At 69.0% G+C, this 23,599-nt stretch carries 19 protein-coding genes; 9 read left to right on the top strand and 10 right to left on the bottom strand.

Annotated elements, in window-relative coordinates; translation table 11 throughout:
- Positions 1-25: 25 nt before the first annotated feature.
- Positions 26-2,872 carry a beta-L-arabinofuranosidase domain-containing protein gene (locus tag KIK05_RS18040; RefSeq protein WP_214411901.1) on the bottom strand — a complete coding sequence of 949 codons (2,847 nt, stop codon included), beginning with the start codon at positions 2,870-2,872 and terminating at the stop codon, positions 26-28.
- 323 nt (positions 2,873-3,195) lie between these two features.
- Between KIK05_RS18040 and KIK05_RS18035 the strand changes: the two genes are divergently transcribed.
- Entirely contained in the window at positions 3,196-4,077 is an 882-nt protein-coding gene (locus tag KIK05_RS18035; RefSeq protein ID WP_214411900.1) for an SPFH domain-containing protein, read from the top strand.
- 63 nt (positions 4,078-4,140) lie between these two features.
- Here the strand turns inward: KIK05_RS18035 and KIK05_RS18030 are convergent, their stop codons facing one another.
- Positions 4,141-5,157 carry a LacI family DNA-binding transcriptional regulator gene (locus tag KIK05_RS18030; protein ID WP_308249997.1) on the bottom strand — a complete coding sequence of 339 codons (1,017 nt, stop codon included), beginning with the start codon at positions 5,155-5,157 and terminating at the stop codon, positions 4,141-4,143.
- 67 nt (positions 5,158-5,224) lie between these two features.
- Here KIK05_RS18030 and KIK05_RS18025 point away from each other — a divergent pair, with 67 nt between their 5' ends.
- On the top strand, positions 5,225-6,454 hold the full coding sequence (locus tag KIK05_RS18025) for an MFS transporter (RefSeq protein WP_214411899.1): 1,230 nt from the start codon (positions 5,225-5,227) through the stop codon (positions 6,452-6,454).
- A 3-nt stretch (positions 6,455-6,457) separates the two neighbouring features.
- On the opposite strand, the gene qcrB is transcribed toward KIK05_RS18025, so the two are convergent.
- Positions 6,458-8,086, bottom strand: coding sequence for a cytochrome bc1 complex cytochrome b subunit (gene qcrB, locus KIK05_RS18020; protein ID WP_214411898.1), 1,629 nt, complete (start codon positions 8,084-8,086; stop codon positions 6,458-6,460).
- Between the two features lie 200 nt (positions 8,087-8,286).
- Here qcrB and KIK05_RS18015 point away from each other — a divergent pair, with 200 nt between their 5' ends.
- Complete coding sequence (locus tag KIK05_RS18015) at positions 8,287-8,586, top strand: hypothetical protein (protein WP_250562992.1); 300 nt, start codon at positions 8,287-8,289, stop codon at positions 8,584-8,586.
- A 3-nt stretch (positions 8,587-8,589) separates the two neighbouring features.
- On the opposite strand, the gene KIK05_RS18010 is transcribed toward KIK05_RS18015, so the two are convergent.
- The 7 genes from KIK05_RS18010 to KIK05_RS17980 all read right to left on the bottom strand — a co-directional run bounded on the left by KIK05_RS18010 (position 8,590) and on the right by KIK05_RS17980 (position 15,782).
- The gene (locus tag KIK05_RS18010) at positions 8,590-9,279 is read right to left on the bottom strand and encodes a PIG-L deacetylase family protein (RefSeq protein WP_214411897.1); all 690 of its coding nucleotides are present in this window, start codon (positions 9,277-9,279) and stop codon (positions 8,590-8,592) included.
- 29 nt (positions 9,280-9,308) lie between these two features.
- Positions 9,309-10,193, bottom strand: coding sequence for a carbohydrate ABC transporter permease (locus KIK05_RS18005; protein ID WP_214411896.1), 885 nt, complete (start codon positions 10,191-10,193; stop codon positions 9,309-9,311).
- Positions 10,193-11,152: a carbohydrate ABC transporter permease gene (locus KIK05_RS18000; RefSeq protein WP_214411895.1), complete on the bottom strand. Its 960-nt coding sequence runs from the start codon at positions 11,150-11,152 to the stop codon at positions 10,193-10,195. The genes KIK05_RS18005 and KIK05_RS18000 overlap by 1 nt, the downstream gene beginning before the upstream one ends.
- Positions 11,153-11,222: 70 nt before the next feature.
- Positions 11,223-12,527 carry an extracellular solute-binding protein gene (locus KIK05_RS17995; protein WP_214411894.1) on the bottom strand — a complete coding sequence of 435 codons (1,305 nt, stop codon included), beginning with the start codon at positions 12,525-12,527 and terminating at the stop codon, positions 11,223-11,225.
- Between the two features lie 31 nt (positions 12,528-12,558).
- Positions 12,559-13,533 (bottom strand): GNAT family N-acetyltransferase, encoded by a 975-nt coding sequence (locus KIK05_RS17990; RefSeq protein WP_214411893.1) that lies wholly within the window; start codon positions 13,531-13,533, stop codon positions 12,559-12,561.
- 114 nt (positions 13,534-13,647) lie between these two features.
- Entirely contained in the window at positions 13,648-14,847 is a 1,200-nt protein-coding gene (locus KIK05_RS17985; protein WP_214411892.1) for an exo-beta-N-acetylmuramidase NamZ family protein, read from the bottom strand.
- Between the two features lie 62 nt (positions 14,848-14,909).
- Positions 14,910-15,782, bottom strand: a complete 873-nt coding sequence (locus tag KIK05_RS17980; RefSeq protein ID WP_214411891.1) for a MurR/RpiR family transcriptional regulator — start codon at positions 15,780-15,782, stop codon at positions 14,910-14,912.
- Between the two features lie 331 nt (positions 15,783-16,113).
- Between KIK05_RS17980 and murQ the strand changes: the two genes are divergently transcribed.
- The 6 genes from murQ to KIK05_RS17950 all read left to right on the top strand — a co-directional run bounded on the left by murQ (position 16,114) and on the right by KIK05_RS17950 (position 23,595).
- The gene (gene murQ / locus KIK05_RS17975) at positions 16,114-17,064 is read left to right on the top strand and encodes an N-acetylmuramic acid 6-phosphate etherase (RefSeq protein WP_308249977.1); all 951 of its coding nucleotides are present in this window, start codon (positions 16,114-16,116) and stop codon (positions 17,062-17,064) included.
- Positions 17,065-17,281: 217 nt separating this feature from the next.
- Positions 17,282-17,629, top strand: a complete 348-nt coding sequence (locus KIK05_RS17970; RefSeq protein ID WP_214411889.1) for an aminotransferase class III-fold pyridoxal phosphate-dependent enzyme — start codon at positions 17,282-17,284, stop codon at positions 17,627-17,629.
- A 618-nt stretch (positions 17,630-18,247) separates the two neighbouring features.
- Positions 18,248-19,705, top strand: a complete 1,458-nt coding sequence (locus KIK05_RS17965; protein ID WP_214411888.1) for an endo-1,4-beta-xylanase — start codon at positions 18,248-18,250, stop codon at positions 19,703-19,705.
- Between the two features lie 521 nt (positions 19,706-20,226).
- Positions 20,227-20,751, top strand: a complete 525-nt coding sequence (locus KIK05_RS17960) for a VOC family protein (protein WP_214411887.1) — start codon at positions 20,227-20,229, stop codon at positions 20,749-20,751.
- A 384-nt stretch (positions 20,752-21,135) separates the two neighbouring features.
- Positions 21,136-22,095 (top strand): sugar-binding transcriptional regulator, encoded by a 960-nt coding sequence (locus KIK05_RS17955; protein ID WP_214411886.1) that lies wholly within the window; start codon positions 21,136-21,138, stop codon positions 22,093-22,095.
- Positions 22,096-22,488: 393 nt separating this feature from the next.
- A complete protein-coding gene (locus KIK05_RS17950; RefSeq protein ID WP_214411885.1) occupies positions 22,489-23,595 on the top strand; it encodes an ABC transporter substrate-binding protein in 1,107 nt (368 codons plus the stop codon).
- Positions 23,596-23,599: the final 4 nt, after the last annotated feature.

Here is a 23,599-nt window from a genome sequence, read left to right as displayed (position 1 = left end):
CTTCCCCGGCAGGCGGCGACGATATCTAGGCGCCCAGTTTCGCGCGGGCGGCGGCGGAGACGACGCGGTCCTTCTCCGCCGGCGACAGCAGGCCGGCGGTGAGCCAGGTCTCGGCGGTGCGGGTCACCGTGGACTGGAACCGGCCGCGGGTGGTGAAGGGCGCCTTGGACCAGACGGCGTCGAGGAAGGTCACCCCGTCCGCCTGGGCGCGGTTGGGCACGCCGGAGTCCACCGCGCCGAAGACGATCGACGGCTCCTTGCGCTGGAAGTATGCGTGGTAGCGCCTGGTGTCGCCGATGTAGAAGGGGACGAGCCGCAGACCGTGCGTCGTGAAGGTCATCGGCGCGGTGGCGGTGACGGCCTTGGTGGCGAGGTCCCCGCTCAGGCCGAGGTCCTTGTAGAAGGAGAAGTCGCGGTAGCTCGTCTCGTCGCTCAGTGCGACCAGCGGGACCGGGCCGTAGGCGATGCTCTGGATGGACGGGACGTCCAGCGCCTTCTCGACGCGCAGGCTGAACGGCATGGTGACCTGGACCTTGTCTCCTCGCTTCCAGGCCCGGCGCAGGCTGACGTAGCCGCCGGGTGTGGCGCCGAGGTTCTTGTCGCGTCCGTTGACCCGCACCCTGAAGCCCTTGGTCACCCAGTAGGGGACCCGGAGCTTCAGCTGCAGCGGGCCCGAGCCGTCCACGGTGAGCGTCACCGTGCCGGCGGGATCGGTCGGGTAGTTCGTGGACTGGCTGACCTTGAAGCCTTTGTCCTTCCAGGTCAGTTCGGAGGCCATGTAGAGGTTGACGTAGAGCGTGGAGTCGTCCGCGGACCGGAAGTAGATCGAGTCCTGGAACTTGGTCAGGCTCTCCAGCCCCGTCCCGCCGCAGCAGGTTCCGAGGTTGCCGTACTCCCGGGCGGAGCCCGGTCGCATCGGGATGAAGTAGGTCAGCAGCGGGTCGGTGGTGCTGTCGGTGTTCTGGCGCGAGGCGAGGATCTGACCGTAGAGGCCCCGTTCGTAGTACTGCATGTACTTCGGGTCGCCGGTGTGGAAGAACAGCCCTCTGCTCAGCTTGAGCATGTTGTAGACGGCGCAGGTCTCGGCGTTGTTGGCGCCGAGGGCGCCCACGATCACGTCCCGCGCCCCGAAGAGCTCGCCGTTGTCGCTCGGGCCGGACAGGCCGCCGTCGGTGAAGGTGCGGTGGGGGACGACCATGTCCCAGAAGTTCGCGGCGGCGGTGAAGTAGTCGCGCTCGCCGCTCTGCTCGTACACCGACAGGTACCCGATGAACTGCGGGATGTGCTGGTTGGCGTGTTTCCTGTCCAGCGTGTCCTGGCCGGCGATCGTCGCGTTCTTGAGAGCGGTGTTGTCGAAGCACCTGGCCGTGTCGAGGTACTCCTGCTTGCCGGTCAGCGCGTGGAGGTCGGCCATCACGGCGTTCATCGCGTTGTACTCGCCGGCGATGTAGGTGGCCCACATCGTGTCGAGCCGGGCGCGTGACAGTTTGCTCAGCCTGCTGTGGACCCAGTCGCCCATCTTGAGGACGATCTCGCGTGCCCGCTCGTTGCCCGCGTGCTGGTAGGCGTCCAGCAGCCCGCGCATGATCATGTGGCAGGTGTAGTAGGGCGCCCAGATGGCGGGGTAGGTCGCGCCCTGCTCCAGCAGGATGAACTGCGTCTCCGGGTAGGCGGCCAGGAAGCCGGGGTGGCTCGGGCCGGCGGCCCCGGTGGACTCCGAGACCAGCCGGGCGTCCCGTCCCTTGCCGGAGGAGTCGGCGGCGGTCTCCCCGCCGGCCTCGTCGAACCGGTACCAGGCGACGTTCCCGCCGCCCAGCCCGCCGTCCGCGCTCGAGGTCAGGGCCTGGATCTCCGTTCTGCTGAGGGCGCGGTCGTAGATCTGGAACTCGTCGACGGAGCCGCTCAGGGGCGCGTCGCCGTACTGGGACTTTCCGATCCAGTTGTTGCCGGTCGTGCCGAGACTGGACGGTTTGAGGGTCATGCCGGTGTTCGTGCCGGCCGCCTCGCCGTTGACGTAGAGGGTGCCGGTGCCGCCCGACAGGGTGACCGCGACGTGGGTCCAGGCGTTCGCGGGGAGCTGGGCGGTGCCGTTGATGCGCTGCTCGCCCGCGCCGCCGCTGGTGGTGATCGCGAACCGCGGCGCGGATCCCGCGCTGAGCGCGAGGAACATGTTCCGGGTGGTGCCGGTGCCGAAGTCGAAGATCCTCGACCAGGTGCTGATCGTGGCGGGGTTCACCCACAGGGCGATGGTGAAGTCGTCCAGGCCGCTGACGACGCCGGACGGCAGCGCCACGTACTGGGGGCCGTCCAGTTTCACGGCGGTTCCGAACTTCCCGCTCACCCTGGCGACCGGGGGCGCGGGCGGGGCGGGCTGCCCCACCCTGGCGGCCAGGGCGTCCTGGCATTCGCCCAGCGCCGTGACCATGTAGTCGACCTTGTCCTTGTAGAACCGGTCGCCGCTGCCCGCGTACGCCAGGGCCAGGGCGCTGAGGAAGTGCCCGGCGTAGTGGCCCCGCAGGTTGCCGTCCGCGGTCTCCCAGCCGCCGGGCGGTTCCGCGCCACGGCTGTCGAGGCCGGCGTTGTCGCGGAAGATGGCCAGCATGCGGTCGGCCGGGTAGGCCCGCAGGAAGTTCAGGATGCGGTCGCGGCCGGCGGCGAACAGGGAGTCGCCCAGCTTGACCTGGTCGTTGGCGAAGGGCCGTACGCGCCGGCCGTCCGGGGCCGGGATGGCGCCGGTCCCGGGGCTCGTGGTGGGTACGGCGGTCCCGGCCGTCGCGGCTTCGGCCGAGGAGACCAGCGCGAGCGCGGGCGGGGTGGCGGCGGCCACCGCCGCCAGGCGCAGCAGGTCACGTCGGTGGATGGGGGCGGTCATGGGGGCTCCTCGTCTGTGACTCGGCGTGGGGGTGCGTCTGCTCTGTTAGCGCTAACAACTCGAGGGAGGTGGCCGCCTGCCGCTCTCCTTTCGGCGCGGCGGAGAACAAAGGTTTTCCGTAACCTAAAAACAATCTTGCAGGGCTGTCAAGAGCCGCTTTCCGGCCTCGGCGGACCGGCTTCTTCGGTCGGAAGGCAAAGCTTTTCCTCACATGATCGACGGGTGGGCGCGGCAAGCGCCCGGAGGAGGGGGCGGACTACGATGTCAGTGTGTGGTCGGTCCCGGCGTTCGACCAGGGCCGACAGGCACCCAGGGGGTGCGAAATGATCATTTATTACGCGATCCTCGTGGCCGTGATCCTCGGCGTGGCCTGGCTGGCGACGAGCGTGCGCATCATCCGGCAGTTCGAACGGGGTGTCGTCTACCGGTTCGGGCGGGTGCGACCGGCCGTCCGAGGGCCCGGGCTCGCGCTGCTCCTGCCGGTCGCCGACCGTCTGGAGAAGGTCAACCTGCAGATCATCACGATGCCGGTACCCGCCCAGGACGGCATCACCCGCGACAACGTGACGGTCCGCGTGGACGCCGTCGTCTACTTCAACGTCGTCGACCCGATGCGGGTGGCCGTCGACGTGCAGGACTACATGGCCGCCATCGGTCAGGTCGCGCAGACCTCGCTGAGGTCGATCATCGGCAAGAGCGAGCTGGACGACCTGCTGTCCAACCGGGAGCAGCTCAACCAGGGCCTGGAACTGATGCTCGACAGTCCGGCGCTGGGGTGGGGCGTGCACATCGACCGCGTGGAGATCAAGGATGTGGCGCTGCCCGAGTCGATGAAGCGGTCCATCGCCCGCCAGGCGGAAGCCGAGCGCGAGCGGCGGGCCCGTGTGATCACCGCCGACGGCGAACTCCAGGCCTCGGCCAAGCTCAGCCAGGCCGCCGAGACGATGGCGCTGCACCCGGCCGCGCTCGAACTGCGCCTGCTGCAGACCGTGGTCGAGGTCGCCGCCGAGAAGAACTCGACGCTCGTGCTGCCGTTCCCCGTCGAACTGCTCAAGTTCCTGGAGAGATCGGCCCGCAGTCCCGCCGAGGCCGAGGTCGCGCCGGCCGGCACGGACGACGCCGCGGCGATCGCGCAGGCGCTCCAGATCCCGCAGGCCCGCCAGGCAGGGCAGACCGCGCCTGTCGGCGGACGAGCGATCCGCTAGCCGGCGCTCGACCGCGTCACACTGCGAACACCCCTCCTGTCCGGTCACACCCGGCCGGGCCGGTCATCGCCCTTCGGCGGCCGGGTGCGGGGGCGCGGATCCGGCTGTGATGGTCCACGGGATCTCCTGGTCGTTCGGCCGGTCGGGGTCGAGTGCCAGCTGCGCGCAGCGGCGACCTTGGTCGCGTAGGGGGTTCGTGACGGAGGTGATGCCGAGCCGTTGGGCGGCCGGTGACCCGTCCCAGCCGAGGTAGGCGGCCTCCGGGTGGGTCTCGCGGAGGGCCTGGTGGGCTCCCAGGGCGAGTTCGTCGCTCATGGCGATGATGAGCGCGTCGGGGGCGAGGGCGGGGGCGAGTTCTCGCGCTGCCGCGAAACCATCCCGTTGGGTGTTGCGAGCCACCACGGCGATCGGTGTGCCGGCCCAGCTGAGCCCGGCCTGTTCGACGGCGGCGCGGTAGCCGCGCAGACGGGCGTCGGTGACGGGAAACGGTGCGTGTGGCGGCAGATTCCCGCCGATCGTCACCATGTGCTCGCGGTCGCGATCGAGCGGGAATGAGATCACCACGGGCGTACGGCCTTCGTGGAGTCCCTGGGAGGCGATCGCGAGCGCGGCCTCGTAGTCGTCCTGGGTGACACACGCGATCCCCTGGTGTGGCGGACCGCCCTGGATGACCGCGGGACGGGGGTCGCCGGCGACCGCCGCCAGCACCGGATCGTCCTCTGTGGTGGTCCACAGCACGAAGCCGTCGACCGCCGCGGACAGCACGCGACCGGCGTCGGCGGCGTCGCCCCGCGTGGGGATGAGGGTCAGGCCCCGGCCTTCCTCGACGCAGACCTCCGCCACGCCGGCCAGGAACCGCGCCGCCTGGGGGTCGTCGAAGGCGTACGCCAGGTGCTCGCTGAAAACGACCCCGAGCTGATGTGTCCGGCCGGACCTCAGCGCGCGGCCCACGGCGTCGGGGCGGTACCCCAGCTCGTGGGCCGCGCGGTGCACGCGCTCGCGGGTGGCGGCGGCGACCCGGCCGGGACGGGTGAAGGCGTAGGAGGCGGTCATGGGCGACACTCCCGCCCGAGCCGCCACATCCTTCAGCGTCACGCGTCTGCGATTGGTCGACACACGGCCATCCTAGTTGTGTAACGTTACACATATGTCGATCGCATGTGCTCCCTCCGCCGGGCCACTTCGCGTGGCGCCGTACCTGGGCTTCGCCGGGTTCGGCGCCTTCTGGGGGGTGTGGGGCGCCACCCTCCCCGAGCTGCGGGCTCACGCGCAGGTGAGCGACGCGGAGTTCGGCGTCGTGCTGCTCTTCGTGGCCGCCGGAGCTCTGCCCGCCATGCTGCTGACCGGGCGGCTCATCGACGCGCTCGGGCTGCGTGTCGCCGGAGTACTGCTCGCGACGCTGGGCGTCATGGGCGTCGTGGTCTCCTTGGCGTCGGCGGACCATGTCGCGTTGTGCGTCGGCATCCTGCTGGTGGGAGCCAGTTCGGGAGCGTCCGACGTGGCGATCAACGCACTGGCGGCGACGGTCGAGAGGCGGACCGGACGGCCCGTCGTGGCCCGTTCGCACGCGGCGTTCTCCGCCACGGTCGCGGTCTCGAGCCTGGGCGCCGGCGCGCTGAACGCGATGGCGGACGACCTGCTGGTCGTCTTCGCGGCGGGCGCCGTGGTCACCGTGCCCCTCGGCCTGGCCGTCGCCGCCACGACGCGTTCGGCCCCCGCTCGGGACGCTGCCGCACCTGGCGGCCAGGACACGCCGACGCGGCCCGGCCGCGCGTCGTGGCCGATCATCCTGCTCGTGATCGGCGCGGTCGGCGCATTGGCGTTCGCCTCGGAGAACGCCTACCAGTCCTGGGGTGCCGTCCTGCTGACCGACGCGTTCACGGCCTCGCCGGCGCTGGCCGCCGTCGCGCCGGCGGCGTTCGCCACGACGGCCGCGTTCACCCGTTTCGCCGCCGCCCCGTTCACGACGCGCCGCCCGCTCGCCACGCTGGTCGTGGCATGCGTGATCGCCACGACCGGAGGCCTCTCGACGGCGTTCGCCCCCACGCTGCCGCCGGCGATGACGGGCATCGTCGCCGCCGCCGTGGGGACCTCCCTGCTCTATCCCACCTTGCTGTCCTACGGCCTACGCCCCGTCCCCGACGAGTCGCGGGGACGAGCCACGTCCGCCATCTCCACGGTCGCCTATCTCGGCTACCTGGCCGGCCCGGCGTATTTCGGCCTGCTCGCCGACGCCACCGGGGTGCAGAAGGCGTTTCTCGGCATCGCCGCACTGACCGCCGTGCTGCCGGCGGCGGTCCCCGCGCTGTCGGCGCTCAGGCGAGCGGTGGCCGTACGCCCCGTCGACGGGACGCCGCACCTGACGGGTCCCAGATGAGTGTCACCCTGGCTCGCCCCGGCCGCCCGAGGCGGGGCTGTGGACCTCCTCCTCGTGCTGCGCCTCCAGCGAGATGGCGTCGGTGTCGCGCGCGTAGGCCTCGCTGAGCTTGACCCGGAGCCGGCCGAGCGGGTGCCGCATGACCTGCGGGAGCACGCCGTCGCCGTCCGGTCCCGGCTCGATGGCGGCGATGGGCTTCTTGCCCCTCATGTGCTCCGCGATGTCCTCCACGGGAGGAACGTGGACCTCGATGTACTCACCGTTGGGCAGGCGCTTGATGACACCGGACTCCACACCGTGGCTGATCGTCTCCACGTCGTGCTGCTGCAGGCCCACGCAGATGCGGTAGGTGACGAAGTACGCGAACGCCGGCCCGAGGAAGATCAGCACCCGCCCGGCCACGGTCGTCTCGTACAGCGGGATGTGGAACTTCGCCGAGATCCAGTCGTTGGCGCCCATCAGCCACAGGATGCCGTAGAAAGTGATCGCCGACACGCCGATCGAGGTGCGGTGCGGGTTGTTGCGCGGCCGGTCGCACACGTGGTGCTCGCGGTCGTCACCGGTGATCCACCGCTCGGCGAACGGATAGAGCAGCAGGCCGGTGAAGATGATGCCGATCGGCAGCAGGGCCGGGATGAGCACGTTCATCGGCACGGTGTGCCCCAGGAAGTTGATCTCCCACGAGGGCATGAGCCGCAGTGAGCCTTCGAGGAAGCCCATGTACCAGTCGGGCTGCGAACCGGACGAGATGTCGGCCGGGGTGTAGGGGCCGAACAGCCACACCGGGTTGATCTGAGCCGTGGCCCCCATCAGTGCCATGACGCCGAACGTGAAGAAGAAGTAGGCGCCGGATTTGATCATGAAGGCCGGGTAGAGCGGTGCCCCTATCACGTTGGTCTCGGTGCGTCCTTTGCCCGGCATCTGGGTGTGCTTCTGCACCCACATCAGCATGAGGTGGGCGGTGATCAGCGCCAGCAGGATGCCGGGGATCAGCAGGATGTGGATGGTGAAGAACCGCGCGATCACATCCGGCCCGGGATACTCGCCTCCGAACAGGAAGAACGACAGGTACGTCCCCACCACGGGGATCGCGAGCAACACCCCCTGCGTGATGCGCAACCCCGCGCCCGAGAGCAGGTCGTCGGGCAGGGAGTACCCCGTCAGGCCCTCGAAGAGGCCCAGCATGATCAGCAGGACGCCGATCGTCCAGTTGAGCTCGCGCGGCTTGCGGTACGCCCCGGTGAAGAACACCCGGAGCATGTGCACCATCATGCCCGCCAGGAACATCAGCGCGGCATAGTGGTGGATCTGCCGCATGAGCAGGCCGCCGCGCACCTCGAAACTGATGTGGAGGGTCGAGGAGTAGGCCTCGGACATGCGCACCCCGTACAACGGCTGGTAGGAGCCGTTGTAGACGACCTCGTTCATGCTGGGTTTGAACCAGAACGTCAGGAACGTACCGGTGGCGAGCAGGATGACGAAGGAGTAGAGGGCGATCTCGCCCAGCATGAACGACCAGTGGTCGGGAAACACCTTGCGAAGATTGCGCTGGAAGAATGTGGCCGCCCCCGTGCGGTCATCGAGGAATCTCCCACGCTCCGCGAGGGCCCTCGGCGTCTTGTCGAGCGTCATGCCCACCCCCTGGCCTTGACGTCGGCGTTCCCCCCGCGCTCCCTCCCGGCGAGAGCATCCCCGCATCCCGCACAGGCGGCCCGCCGCCAGTAGGTACCACGCTACGCTCCGCCTGGGCAGGTCGTTCGACCAGGTCAGGGCGGTGCCCCAGGCGCTCCCATAAGATGATCTACCACTTGACGACTCCCCCGGGAGGGATCATGACGGGCCCGATCCAGCGCGTACCGTTCGACGTGGAGAGCTACAGCCGCCGCTCCCGGACCGGGCCGTGCTTCGTCTGCGCGATCGTCGACAGGGATCCCGCCCAGCCGGAAGAGATCGTCTACGACGACGGCACCCACATCGCGTTCCTCGCCCGCTTCGCGGCCCTGCCCCCGGGCGTCCCCTACGAGCAGCAGCAGTACCACGCGCTCATGGCGGAGAACGGCGTCGTCGAGCACACGCCCGAGGAGGCCGCCGCTCTCGCCGCCGAGATCAGGGACGCCCTGGCCGCCCAGTAGCCGTCACGGGCCCGCGAGCTCGAACTTCGAGCTGCCGCCCACCGCGAAGCCGCAGGCCCTGTCGGTGCCCGCCAGGCAGCCCTTCGCCGTCATCATCGCGGTGTAGTAGTCGATGTAGCGGAAGCCGTAGGTCTCGCCGCGGGCGAACGCCTGATTCTGGATCGCGGCCCGCCAGCGCTGGAAGGCGTCCTCGGGGATGGGGACGTACAGGTCGGGCTCGAACCCTTCGGCGTCCTCCCAGTTGTCCGCGTGCAGGATCTGCTTCACGCCGTGACGGCCCAGGGGGCTGTCCACCGGCAGCGAGGCCAGGAACCGCGCACGCTCGACGAGGATCGCCGTGCGCTCGTGGTCGCGGTGGATGCTCTTGTGCCAGTGGGTGATGACGATCTCCGGCTTCTCCGCCCGGATGATGTCCGCGATCTGGTTCGCGGCTTCGTCGTCATCGGGGAGGAAGCCGTCGGAGTAGTCGAGCACGCGGAACTCCGCGCCGATGTCACTGGCGAACTGTTCGCCCTCGCGCACCTTCTGGACACGGTATTCGCCGGGGCTGAGGCGGGGGTGGCCCCGCTCGCCGTAGGTGCAGGCGAGGATGATCGCCCGGTCGCCTTCACCGATCAGCTTGGCGAGAGTCGGCCCCGCGGTGAGGTCCATGTCTCCGATGTGGCCGCCGACGGCGAGGACTGTTCTGCTCACGGTCGCTCCGTTTCCTTTCTGGTCCGGCGTTACTTCATCCCGCTGAGCATCACGCCGCGGACGTAGTACTTCTGGAAGAGCAGGAAGATGATGAGCACGGGGAGAGTGCTGATGATGATCCCCGCCATGACGATCGGCGTGGTCCGGTTGGGGTCGATGAAGCTCTGGAGCAGCTGGATGCCGACGGGAAGCGTCATCAGGTCGGGGTTCGTGGACGCCATGAGCGACGTCCAGATGTACTCGTTCCACTGGCCGACGAACGTGACGAGGCCGAGCGTGATGGCCACGGGACCGGTCTGCGGGAGGACGATGCTGTAGAACAGGCGCCACTCGCCCGCCCCGTCGATCCGCGCCGCCTCCAGCATCTCGTCCGGTACGCCGAGCATGAACTGGCGCATCAGGAAGATCCCGAAGCCGCTCACCAGGAACGGGAGCATCAGCGAGAAGATGCTGGTCGTCAGGCCGCCGTCGCCGCCCTGGCCGAAGATGTCGTTCCCGCCGGCCAGGGGCCAGTTCAACATGATGATGAAGTCGGGGATCAGCAGCAGGAACGGGGGGAGCATCATGGTGGCCAGGATGAACCGGAAGATCACCTCCCTGCCGCGGAAACGCAGCTTGGCCAGCGCGTAGCCGCCCATGGCGGAGGTCGCCAGCACGCCCGCGGTCACGCTCAGGGTGACGATCACGCTGTTCAGGAACAACCGGCCCAGCTGGAGCTGGTCGAACGCGGCGGCGTAGTTGCTCCAGGTGAAGTCGTGCGGGAGGAAGTGGTAGGGGAGTATCCCCGATTCGCCACGGCCTTTGAACGAGCTGGAGATCATGTCGAGGAACGGCAGCGCCATGAGCACGCCGCCGATCACCACGAGGGTGTACGAGAGCCAGGGGAAGCGGTGTCCTCGGTCGCGGTGGGCCATCAGTCGTCGCCTCCTGCTCGTCGGCTGACCCAGAGCTGGATCAGGGTGGCGATGAAGATGATGATGAAGAGCACCATCGCCATCGCGCTCGCGGTTCCCCAGGCGCCGAACTTGAAGGCCTGCTGGTACATCTCGAAGGCGGCGACGTTCGTGGAGTTGGCCGGGCCGCCGTCCTTGGTCATCACGATGATGAGGGCGAACGACTGCATCCCCGCGATGCACTGCGTGATGAACACGAAGAGCAGCGACGGGCGCAGCAGTGGAAGCGTGATGCCCCAGAATGTCGTCCAGCTGTTCGCGCCGTCGATCTCGGCCGCCTCGAAGATCGTGCGGTCGATCGCCTTGATACCGGCGGTGAGGATCAGCACCGCCGAACCTATCGACGCCCACGCCTGGACGACGGCGACCGAGGGAAGGGCGACCTTCGGATCGGACAGGAACCCGATCGAGTTGACGTGCAGCGCGTTCAGTATGCCGTTGATGAGGCCGGAGGGCTGATACATCATCTTCCACACGTTGCCGATCGCGACGACGGTCGCGACGACCGGGAGGAAGTAGAGGAATCTCCAGAACCCCTGGAACCGCAGCCGCTCGATGCACTGGGCGACCAGCAGCGACCCGGCGACCGACGGGACCACCGACAGCACCGTGAACAGAAGGGTGTTCACCAGGATCGGAGAGACGAAGGTGCTGTCGAAATTGAGGATGTCGCCGTAGTTCCGCACGCCGATGAACTTGATCTGCGTGAGGTCGTAGCCGCCCCATTCCGAGACGGACAAGAAGATCGCGAAGATGGACGGAAGGATCAGGAAGACCGTGAAGAACAGCAGGGAGGGCGCCAGGAAGAGGTAGCCGGCACGTCCTTGCCGCTGCAGTCGCGACCGCGGGGCTGCCTTCGGCCGCTCGGCGCCCGGCTGGAGCGGCGCCTGGCGGGTCACGCCGGCGTACGTTTCTGTCATATGCCTCGTCTCCACGTGGCCAGGGCTGTCGGGTGGCGGGGCGGCGTCGCCGTCCCGCCACCGGCGGACGCTACTTGCGGTTGATTTCGGCGATCAGGTCGTTGAACGTCTGGTCGACGGGGGCGTGGTTGACGAGGATTCTGTTGAGCGCGTTGTGCAGCGAGGTCTTCGCCTTGTAGCCGTTGGCCGCGTTCGACTCCGCCATCGCGTAGCTCGCGGCGTCGTAGATCGGCGTGAGGTTCGGATCGGAGGCCTGCAGCTTGGCGCCGAGGACGGCGGCGTCGGCCTTCCGTGGCGGGATGAGGCCGTTGGAGGCGAGGAAGTCGCCCATCTCCGTGACGCCCTCCTTGTTCTTGTTGGAGTTCAACCAGCTGAGGAACTCCCACGCCTGCTGCTTGTGCTTGCTCTTGGCGTTCACGCCGGTGAAGAAGGCGTAGGCCAGCGACCCCTTGTCACCCGCCTTGGGGCCGGGGACCGGCGCGGTGCCGACGTTGGCGTAGTCGCCCTTCATCTGCTCCTTCAGGCTGCCGATCCACCAGCCCGCCTGGATGGCCATGGCCACCGTGTTGCTGGGGAAGGTCTTGGTCGGCTCGATGGAGGTCGTCGTCGCCCCGGAGGCGGCGAGGTCGGACTCCAGCTGCATCACCGACTTCGCCTTGTCGTCGAGCGCGGATTCGCCGCCGCCGCCGAGGAACTTGCCGCCGGTGGAGTTGAGGAGGCTGAGGAACGGGTGGGCGGTCTTGTTGTCGCCGTCCTGGATCAGGCTCAGCCCCTCGACCTGGTAGTTGCCGGACGAGTCCTTCTTGGTGGTCTTCTGCGCGATCTCCTTGAGCTGGGCCCAGTCCGACGGCGGCTTGTCGTAGCCGGCGGCGGCGAGCAGCTTCTTGTTGTAGAACAGGACGTAGGTGTTGAACTCGGTCGGGTAGCCGAACACCTGCCCGGTTCCCGAGGTGACGGCGGCCGCGGCGGCCGTGCTGTAGTTCTCCGTGATGTCCTTGGCGCTGTCGGCGGGCGGCTTGTCGAGCACGCCGTTCGCGGCGAGCTGGCCGCCCCACAGGGCGTAGGAGCTGAGGATGTCGGCGCCCCGGCCGCCCGTCTGACGGACGTTGAGCGTGGTGAGCAGCTCGTCGAAGGTGACCGTCTGCTGTTTGACCTGGATGTCGGGGTGCGCGGCGTTCCATTCGCCGATGAGCTTGGAGATGCCGCTCTTCAGGGGTTCCTCGCCGTAGTGGCTCAAGAAGGTGAGGGTGACCTTGCCGTCGGCGCTCCCGGATCCGCTGCCGCCGCCACACGCCGACAGGACGAGTGTCGCGGCGCCGACGGCGAGGGCGAATGTGGCCGTTCGGTTGCTCCGGCCGAGCCGTGCTGTTCTCATGGTGTTCCTCTCGGCGCTGGGGGGTTGCGTGTCACATCGCGAGCGGCGCATGCAGAACCGCGAACGTGCGGGTGACCGTGAAGCCGGTCTTCAGGTACAGATGGCCTGCCGGGGAGGTCTCGTCGGTCCACAGGAACCAGGCGCTGTGCGCTCCGAGCGCCCGCATCCGCTCCAGGGTGAGGTGGAGCAGGATCTCTCCGAGGCCGGTGCCGCGGCTCTCCGGCAGGACGCCGAAGGGGCCGAAACGCTCGAGGACGTTCTCGTAGGTGCCGTGCATCGCCCAGCCGAGCATGGCGCCGTCCGGGTTGCGGACCGTGACGATGCGGTCGAGCGGCAGTCCGCCGAGCACGCCTTCACGGATCGCCCGCGCCCAGTCGGAGTTGAAGCGGCCGCCGGCGATGTCGATCAGGTCGACCAGGTCGTCGCCGCCGGGTGATCCGAAGCTCCAGCCGTCCGCCCGCAACGCGGCGACGCGTTCCCGGATGCGCTCGGGGATCTCGTAGTCGTTGAGGCTGCGGTCCATGGCGACGCACTCGTACTGCGTGGTGAAGCCGAGCGAGGCGAGCATGCGCGCGGCGTCGGGGTACCGGGCCGCGTCGAGCCCCGGGAGGAAGTAGTTGGGCGTGTACGACGAGAAGTACGCGGTCTTCGCGCCGTTGCCGGCCAGCCATTCCATGGTGGCGCGCACCAGCCGCGAGCCGAGGCCCTGGCGACGTGCCCGCGGGACGACGAAGAAGAAGGGAATCCAGCCGGAGTCGGGCTCCAGGTCGGCTCCCTCGGCGGGAATGAGGCGGCGCACGCCGTACGCGGCGCCGACGATCTCACCGTCCTGTTCGGCGACGAGCAGGCCGTCGGCGTCGAAATTGCGGTCGAGCAGGAAAAGGTCGCGAAAGCGGTTGTAGGTGATGCCGTCTCCCGGCGCCGCCGCCGTCCAGGCTCGGGCGATCGCCGGCCCGTCTCCGTGACGGAACGGCCTGATGGTCGCGATGAAAGGGGGGTGTGTCATCGTTCCTCCTCGAGCAGGATCAGTCGCTGCATCCTGCCCATTGGACGAAAATTGTCTTCGCGCCGAGAGCGGAAGTCAATAATTTTCAACAGACTGACATTCTTTGGTGCTGGTTTACGCTGACGGCGCCCGGTGACCGCGTGGATAGAGCAGCACGTCGTCGCCGTAGACCGCCTCGACGGCCTCCGTGCCCGGGTTCAGCGCCGAGGCCGGCCGGCCCGCCTGCACGGCCTCCCGTAGCCGTGCCGATCCCCAGAGCCGGTCGAAGGGGTGGCCCGGCTCGGGATCCTCGCCGGGCAGGAAGGCGAAGCGGCCGGGGTACAGGTCGGCGACGGCGTCGAGCACGGTGAGCGCCGTCGCCACCGGGTCGTACGCCGACCGGTCGGTGACGTGCAGCTGGACACCGCGGATGGTCTCGCCGGCGTACTTGTGGAAGGTCGGGGTGAACCAGACCTCCCTGAACAGGACGCCCGGCGCCCCGGTCCCGCGCAGGCGCGCCGCCAGCCGTTCGTCGACGTAAGGCGCCCCGAGCGTCTCGAACGGCCGGGTCGTGCCGCGCCCCTCGCTCAGGTTCGTTCCTTCGAAGAGCCCGGTGCCGCAGTAGGCGAAGGCCGTGTCGAGGGTCGGCATGTTCGGTGACGGCGCGACCCAGGGAAGGTGTGTCCCGTCGAAGTCGGCCGCCGCGTCCCAGCCGGACATCGGCACGACGTCCAGGTCGACGCGAAGCCCTTGGGCGGGCAGATGCCGGCCGGCGAACAGGCGCGCGAGCTCGCCGGCCGTCAGGCCGTGGCGCAGCCGGATGTCGGCACGGCCGACGAAGCTGCCGTACCCCGCGACGTCGAGGCCAGGCCCGGACACGACCGCCCCGCCGAGGGGGTTGGGGCGGTCGAGCACGACGAAGCGGACCCCTGTGCGCGCCGCACTCTGCATGCAGTCGTACATCGACCAGATATAGGTGTAGAAGCGGACCCCGAGATCCTGCATGTCGAACACGATCGTGTCGACGCCCGAGGCCGCCACGAGCTCGTCCAGCTCGTCGCCGTTCCGCAGGTAGGTGTCGAAGATCGGCAGCCCGGTCCGCGCGTCGAGCGCGTCGGTCTCGCTCTGCCCGGCCTGGACGGAACCGTTGAGCCCGTGCTCCGGGCCGAACAGGGCTGTGACCGGGACGCCGGCGGCCACCAGCGCGTCGGCCGTCCGGCCGAGGTCCGGGGTCGTCCCGGTGAAGTTGGTGAGCAGGCCGACGCGTGTGCCCTGGATGACCTGCGGGTCGCCGAGGGCGACCTCGATTCCGGTACGGGTGCGCTGCGCTGTCATGTTCTTTTCTCCGTTCTCATGCGCCGCTGTCCCGCCGGCCGGTGCACGTGGCGCCGGCCCGATCAATGTCGGTCGTCGCGTAACTCCCGGACGATCTCGTAGGTGCTCTTCAGCGCCTGGACGGTGTGCTCGTAGCGGCTGCGCGCGACGCCGACGAACAGGTAGTCGACGATGGTCAGCTGGGCGATCCGGCTCGCCATCGCGCCCGAGCGGAAGGTGGTCTCCCTGACCGCCGTGCGCAGCACGCCGTCGGCGTGCTCGGTCAGTGGCGACCCGGGCACGTTCGTGACGGCGACGGTGTACGCGCCGCTGTTCTTCGCGCCGCGCAGGAACGCGTTGGTCTCCGTGGTCCTGCCGCTGTGCGAGAAGCCGATGGCGACATCGGCGGCCCCCAGCAGGGCGGACGAGACCAGGGCGTCGTGCGCGTCATGGAAGGCGAGCGCCACATGGCCGATCCGCAGGAGCTTCTGGGCGAGATCCTGGGCGCCGCCGTTGCTGGCCCCGACTCCGAACAGCACGACGCGCTTGGCGCGTTGCAGCTTGCGCACCACGTTGCGGAGCACGTCGAAGTCCATGCTGTCGACGGTCTCGCGGATGCCGAGGATCTCACTGTTCGCGATCTTCGAGACCATCTCGGCGAGCGTGTCGGACGGGCTGATGTCCGCGCCGTAACTGCCCGGCTCGCCGCCGCCGAACTCCGCGGACTCCTTCGCCAGTTCGGCGGCCATCTGTAACTTCATCTGGGGAAATCCCGTGAAGCCGATGGCGCGGCAGAACCGGACGATCGACGCCTCGGAGGTGTCACAGATCCGCGCGACCTCGGTGATGGTGCTGTCGACCACGAGTTGCGGCCGATCGAGGATCGCGTCGGCGACGCGCCGCATGGTGGGCGGAAAGGAATCGGCGCGCGCCTGGATGTCGCTCTGAATGCTCATAGGTAAGTCCCTAATGACACTTCCGGCCACACCCTGTCTTTTCGGTGATCTCTCTTCGGGGCTGTCAGGTTAAGGACGCGTCCGGCGGTTAGTCAATGACTTTCGTCCGAGACCGTCTTGTTGTAAATTCCCTTCATCGCATTGTCAGTAGCCACCCACGGTTCGCCGGTGAGCGTGATCGGTGGCCTGACCGACGACCGGCTTTCCTTCGACTCCTGCTCAGCGAACTCGCGTCCGTGACCTGACACCGCACAGATACGCCGGAACCTCACCGGACGGAACGGGGATGCCCGCCGTCCGCTGTCACGCCTCCCAGAAAGGTGCGCAATCAGTGTCTGACCTCGTCAATCACGCGCGAGGCCGTCTCGACCACGTCCACGCCGAACTGTCGGCGCTCACCACCGAGGCGGTCCTCGAAGAGCTCCGCGATCTCGACACCCTGCCCACGGACAGACTCGTCGCCCTGATGCACCAGCAGGACCAGGACGTCTCGTCGGCCGTGGCGGCGGTGCTCCCCCAGATCACGCGCGCGATCGACGACATCGTGGACCGGATGCGAGCGGGCGGCCGGCTGATCTACATCGGCGCGGGTACGGCCGGCAGGCTCGGCATCCTCGACGCCAGCGAGTGCCCGCCCACGTTCAACACCGATCCTTCCCTCGTCGTCGGGATCATCGCCGGCGGGGACACGGCCATCCGGAGTGCCGTCGAAGACGCCGAGGACGACGCGCAGGGCGGCGCCGACGCGCTCGAAGCCGTCGAACTCGCGCCGACGGACGTCGTCGTCGGCATCTCCGCGTCCGGCCGGACCCGTTACGTGGTCGGCGCGCTGGAGTACGCGCGCCGGCGGCAGGCGCTGACCGTGGCGGTCGCGTGCAATCCCGGCTCCCTCGTCGGCCGAGCCGCCCGACACGCGATCGAGGTCGTCGTCGGGCCGGAGATCATCGCAGGGTCGACCCGCCTCAAGGCCGGCACCGCGCAGAAGCTGGTCCTGAACATGATCTCGACGATAAGCATGATCCGGCTCGGGAAGACCTACGGCAACGTCATGGTCGACCTCCGGCCGAGCAACGAGAAGCTGCGCGCACGCGCCGAGCAGGCGGTCATGCTCGTCACCGGCTGCTCGACGGCGGAGGCCCGGCGAGCCCTCGCGCGATCCGAAGGTTCGGTCAAGACCGCCCTCCTGATGATGCTGCGCGGTCTGACCCTGGAGCAGGCCACCGCCGTTCTGGCCGACGCGCCGAGCCTGCGGGCCGCCCTCGACGCCGCCGAACCCGGGTAAGGCGCCCCACGCCGGCGCCACGTCGCGGCCGCTGTCGCGGAGCTGCGCCCCCGCGAGCGCGATGAGGTCGCCGCCGGGCGGCATGGCGTGGCGTGAATCCGGCGGCGGTCGACCAGCAATCCGCCGGGAGCCTCGCCGCCTGCCTCATCGAGCCCATCCCGTCCTCGGGCGGGATCATCGACCTGCCGCCCGGGTATCTGCGCCGGCTGAAAGAGATGTGGACGAACGCGGGATGCTGCTCATCCTGGACGAGGCGCAGACCGGTCTCGGCCGCACGGGGATGATGTACGCCTTCGAGCGCGACGGGATCGCGCCCGACATCCTGACCTTGGGTGTCGAGCTCGTCAAGGACGAGAAGAGCAAGGCGCCCGCCGACGCGCTGGCCGGCGCGATCACCTCGGCCTGTCGCGAACGAGGCCTCCACACGAACATCGTCCAGCTCCCCGGGATGGGCGGCATCTTCCGCATCGCCCCGCCTCTCACGATCACCGACGACGAACTTCACGCCGGCGTGGACATCCTCGAGGCGTCCCTCAAAGCCGCGCTGGACGCCACCGCCAGGTGACCTCTCCGGCGGCCGGGCGCCGAGACGCGCCGTATGCGGACCGGCGCACGTAGGTCTCGGACGGTCGCGTGCCGATCACCCATGAACCTCATTCTGTCGTCTGGATCCCGCGCACCAGGAGTGCGTGGACATCCGGCTACTCGTGCGCGGTCGCGGTCCCCTCTCCGTCGGGTGGCCGGGGTGGTGGTGGGCGGAGCAAACACGAGGCGGGGAGGTCCCGTCAAGAGGGACGGCGCCCCGGGCGCCGGGTCTGTGAGGCCGGGCGTCGCTCGTCTGGTGTCATCCGGGGTGCTCCGATCCGGACCGACGAGGGCGTGGCTGAAAGTTTCACGGAGCCTTCTCCTGCGGGGGGCGGCATGCCCTTAGGCCCTTCTGCACCCCGGAGCGGCGGCGATGCCGGTGCGGTCGGTCGTAGGTTTCCGAAAGTTTCAACACTGTCTTGACATATTTCGGGAGCGTTTCCACACTGAGTCCGCGAGGCGGTCAGCCCCTGTCAGCTCGGTGGTGGTGCTCGGCAGGGGCCCTGTCCACGACGCCCGGTGCGTGCTCCGTGGTGGGGCGCGGCGTCGATCTCGGGTGTCTCTCCCGTTTCTCTGACTCAGTTATGGAGGCTCAGGCATGGGCGTCAACGCCATACCGCCGCCGGGAACCCGGCGGTCCTTCAGCGGCTCAGGTCGGGTTCTGCTCGCCGGTGCCATCGGGGTGCTCGGCGTGGTCACGGCACTGACGGTGGCGGCCCCCTCCGACGCCGCGGCGAGCACGCTCGGCGCCGCGGCCGCGCAGAGCGGGCGGTACTTCGGCACGGCCATCTCCGCGAACAAGCTCGGCGACTCGGCGTACACCACGATCGCCAACCGCGAGTTCAACATGGTGACGCCCGAGAACGAGATGAAGATCGACGCCACCGAGCCCAACCGCGGCCAGTTCAACTTCACCAACGGTGACCGCATCTACAACTGGGCCGTGCAGAACGGCAAGCGGGTGCGCGGGCACACCCTGGCCTGGCACTCCCAGCAGCCCGGCTGGATGCAGTCCCTGTCCGGCAGCTCCCTGCGCCAGGCGATGATCGACCACATCAACGGCGTCATGGCCCACTACAAGGGCAAGATCTACGCCTGGGACGTGGTCAACGAGGCCTACGCCGACAGCGGCGGCGGCCGGCGCGACTCCAACCTGCAGCGGACCGGCAACGACTGGATCGAGGTGGCCTTCCGTACCGCGCGGAACGCCGACCCCGCCGCCAAGCTCTGCTACAACGACTACAACATCGAGAACTGGACCTGGGCCAAGACCCAGGGCGTCTACAGCATGGTGAGGGACTTCAAGTCCCGCGGAGTGCCGATCGACTGCGTGGGCTTCCAGTCGCACTTCAACAGCGGCAGCCCCTACAACAGCAACTTCCGCACCACCCTGCAGAACTTCGCCGCCCTCGGCGTCGACGTGGCGATCACCGAGCTGGACATCCAGGGCGCCTCGGCCACGACCTACGCCAACGTCACCAACGACTGCCTGGCCGTGTCGCGCTGTGTCGGCATCACCACCTGGGGCGTCCGCGACTCCGACTCCTGGCGCTCGGGGGACACCCCGCTGCTGTTCGACGGCAACGGCAACAAGAAGCCGGCCTACACCTCCGTCCTCAACGCCCTCAACAGCGGGAACCCGACCCCGCCCACCGAAACCCCGACCCCTCCACCGTCCGGCGGCGGGCAGATCAAGGGGGTCGCCTCCGGCCGCTGCCTGGACGTGCCCAACGCCAGTACCACCGACGGCACCCAGGTCCAGCTGTGGGACTGCAACGGGCAGGCCAACCAGCAGTGGACGCCGACCAGCGCCGGTGAGCTGAGGGTGTACGGCGACAAGTGCCTGGACGCCGCCGGCACCGGCAACGGCGTCAAGGTGCAGATCTACGGCTGCTGGGGCGGTGACAACCAGAAATGGCGCGTCAACTCCGACGGCAGCATCGTCGGCGTCCAGTCCGGGCTGTGCCTGGACGCCGTCGGCACCGGCACCGCCAACGGCACCAAGATCCAGATGTACTCGTGCTCCGGCGGCGGCAACCAGAAGTGGACCCTGTGATCCCGGATCCCCTGCCAGGGCGGTGAGAACCCGGCGAACCGCCTGACCTCGTGCCGGCGAGGGGAGCCTCCGGTGCGGCGCGACCGGCCGCACCGGAGGCGATCCGCGCGAGGTCGGCGGGGCCCGGCCATCCCGGCGGAGATGCCGCGCTACCGGGAAGCCCGCCCATCCGGTCGGTGGACGCGATCGTCGGGCGCGCCCGACATCAGGCCGCGTTGTTCCTCGGGGAGCAGCCCCCGCGTCGCCGCGACCGGCTCCCCGGCCACTTCGGCGAGCAGCAGCCGTCCCGCGGTCACATCTTTGAGACGGGTACGGGAATGGAGCCCAACTCGGCCCTGGCGAGGCCGGCCGGTGCGGCCGGCGCGGGCCTTGGGACGTGATGTGCATTCTGCACGGTCGGCGGCGTCGATCTGTGCCGGCAGGCGTGCGAACCGCATCGGGGTAGGTGCCCCAGGCACTACTGGTGGCCCCGCGACCGCTGCGACGCTTGTGCGGGTAAGCCGATCGTCGAGGGAGTTCCCATGATCAGTGAGGCCCAGCGGCCTGTGCAGGTTCCACCGCGGTACGCGCGCGTCAACGCGTGGGTGATCAGCCGTGACACCGATGCGGAGGTGCGCTTCCTGACGTCGGTGTTCGGAGCCGTCGAGACTCCGGGTTCCCGCATGGCGGACGCCGACGGGGACATCGGTCACGTCGAGGTCGAGTTCGGTGACAGCGTCGTGATGCTGTTCGACGCCAAGCCGGGCTGGCCGCCCACCCCCGCCCATCTGCGCGTCTACGTCGATGACGTCGAGGGGACCGTCGAGCGGGCCGTCCAGGCGGGCTCGCGAGTGGTGACCCGCCCCACCCTGCTCGCCTTCGGTGAGCGTGTCGCTCGTCTTCGTGACCCGCAGGGGCATCTGTGGTGGTTGCACGAACGGGTCGAGGACGTCCCGCCCGAGGAGTTGGGCGCCCGCTTCGCCGACCCCGCCGCGCAGGAGGCCATGGCCTATGTCCAGCGCACCTTGCGCGAGGAACTGCAAGGTGCGGGTGCGGGGCGGCAGTAGTCGCCTGGCCGATCTCCCAGCTGGACGGAAACGCTTCCCGCCGGCCGATCACGGTCGGATGTTCGCCGGAGATCCACAGCGCTGATCAGGTTGCGCAGGCCGGCTGATGGGCGGCGATGATGACACCCGTGGCGGTGGTCGTCGAGCCGGTGAGCCGGTAGCGGGTGAGCGGGCCGGGGCGGGGAACAGGCGGCGTTCCTCGCCCAGGACTCGGGCCCCGTGGTGGCGGTGACAAAGCAGTGAGAACATGGCCGGGCGCGCGGATTCGGGTGGGTCCGGCGAGCGGCCGCTCGCCGGAATGGGCGCATGACCCGGAGGACCCGCGCAAGGGGTAGCTATAATCCGTTCAGCACATATGTTCACAGAGCAAGGGAGCTCGCGCGCATGAACGCCGCCGACGCTGCACCCGAGGCACCGGGCCGGTTCCCCGTGGAACTCATGTACGCGGCGGCGTCGCAGTACTACCTGGAGGACGCGACCCAGGCCGACATCGCGAGACGGCTGGGTGTGAGCAGGGCGACCGTGAGCCGGTTGCTGACCGAGGCGCGCAAGCTGGGCATCGTGGAGATCCGTGTGCACAGGCCGGCGGCCTTCGAGGAGGGCGTGCTCGCCGCCGACGTCGCGCAGGCCCTGGGGATCCAGCGCGTCCATCTGGTGCCCAAGGTCGGTGGCCCGGCCCTGGGGCCGTGGCTGGCCCCCGGCCTGGCCAGGGCGCTCGCCACGGTCGGACTGGAGCCCGGCGACATCGTGCTGGTGTCCTCCGGCAGCACCGTGTACGAGTGCGCGCGCGAGAACCTCGGGCATTTCCCCGGCGTCACGATCGCACCGGCGGTCGGCGGGAAGGAAGATCCGCAGCCCTGGTTCCAGACCAACGAGACCACGCGCCTGCTGGCCGAACGGGTCGGAGGGGTGCCCGCCTACCTCTACGCGCCCGCACTCCCCGGTCCGGAGCTGTTCTACTCCCTGAAGCACGAGCCGTCGGTGCGCAAGGTCATGGACCTGTGGGGAGAGGCCAAGTGCGCGATCATGGGCGTCGGCTCGCCGCCGTTGATGCGGCAGGTCACGCCCGCCTTCGTGCCGCGGGACGCGGAAAGCCTGCGTGAGGCGGTCGGTGACGTGTGCTCGCGTTTCTACGACCGGGACGGGGAGCCCGTCGGGTATCCGGGCAGCGAGAGACTCGTGGCGACCAGCGTCGACGAGCTGCGCCGCATCCCCTTCTCGATCGCGGTGGCGGTCGGCGCGGAGAAGGTCCTGTCCATCGTCGCCGGCGCCAAGGGCGGCTACTTCAACCAGCTCGTGACCGACACCCTGACGGCGGAGAGCCTGCTCGCAGCGGTCCGCTGAGCCTGTCCCGGTGGCAGGGCGGGTGCCGAGGGCTTGGCGCTGCGCCTGGCCGAGCCTGCCCGCGTACGCGTGCCTCTCCGGCGGACCGAATCTGTCGGGTGATCGGTGTCTGCCGGCGTGGAAAGTGCCTGGTCAGGGGAAGGGTCTGTTCGCCGAGTCCGGGCGGGTGCGCATACGCTGCTCGCGGCGGTCCGCTGACCGTACCCCCCACGATCCCCCAGGTGAACACCGACCGCCGATCGGCTGAACATTCGTTCTGGACAGATATTCCGTGTCGCGCTACGGTGGGCCGCACCACAGCACACCGCCGTGTGTGAGACGGCCGTGTGCGGCATCTCGGGGGATGTGCCGCAAAACAGCTCCGCGAGGACGTAGCAAGTGAGGAAAGAACTGGTGAACACAGCGAAGAGGCGGACCTCCGCGATCGCCGCAGTGGCGGTCATCGCGAGTGCGGCCCTGGCGGCCTGCGGCTCCACCGGCGCGACGAGCAGCGGATCGGGCACCGGGTCGAACTCCGGATCCGGGAACGGCGCCGTGGAGAACGCCAAGGTGGCCTTCCTCATGCCGGACCTCGCGTCGACCAGGTACGAGCTCGCCGACAAGCCGCTCTTCGAGGCCAAGATGAAGCAGCTCTGCCCGAGCTGCACCGTCATCTACCAGAACGCCGACTCCGACGCCGCCAAGCAGCAGCAGCAGGCCAACTCGGCGCTCGCCCAGGGCGTCAAGGCCATCGTGATCGACCCGGTCGACTCCGCCGCCGCGGCCACCATCGTCAAGACCGCCCAGTCGCAGCAGGTGCCGGTCATCGCCTACGACCGGCCCATCCCGGCGACGCCCGCCGACTACTACATCTCGTTCGACAACGAGAAGATCGGCAACATGATCGCCCAGTCGCTGGTCGACCGCCTCAAGAAGGACGGCGCCAAGGGCGGCCTGCTCCAGGTCAACGGTTCTCCCACCGACGCCGCGGCCGGCCTGATCAAGAAGGGCATCCACAGCGCGGTCGACCCGAGCGGTTTCAAGCTGCTCGCCGAGTACGACACCCCCGACTGGCAGCCCGAGAAGGCCCAGACCTGGGTCAGCGGCCAGATCACCCAGTTCCGCGACCAGATCGCGGGCGTGGTGGCCGCCAACGACGGCACCGGTGGCGGCACCATCGCCGCGTTCAAGGCCGCGGGCGTGAAGGTACCCCCGGTGACCGGCAACGACGCCGAGGTCGCCGCCGCCCAGCGCATCATCAAGGGCGACCAGTACAACACGATCTCCAAGCCGATCAAGATCGTGGCCGAGGCCGCGGCGGTCACGGCCTACGACTTCATGCAGGGCAAGAAGCCCGCCGGCAAGGCGACGCTCTACAACACCCCCTCCGAGCTGTTCGTCCCCACGGTCGTCACCAAGGACAACATCAAAGAGGTCCTGTTCGACAGCGGGATCATGAAGGCCTCCGAGGTCTGCACGGGCGAGTACGCCAAGGGCTGCGCCGACCTCGGCATCAAGTAGCAGG

The organism is Sphaerisporangium fuscum, assembly GCF_018531465.1.
Classification (GTDB): Bacteria; Actinomycetota; Actinomycetes; order Streptosporangiales; family Streptosporangiaceae; genus Sphaerisporangium; species Sphaerisporangium fuscum.
The sequence above is the reverse complement of the archived record's forward strand: the minus strand, read 5'-3'. Positions and strand labels throughout refer to the sequence as shown.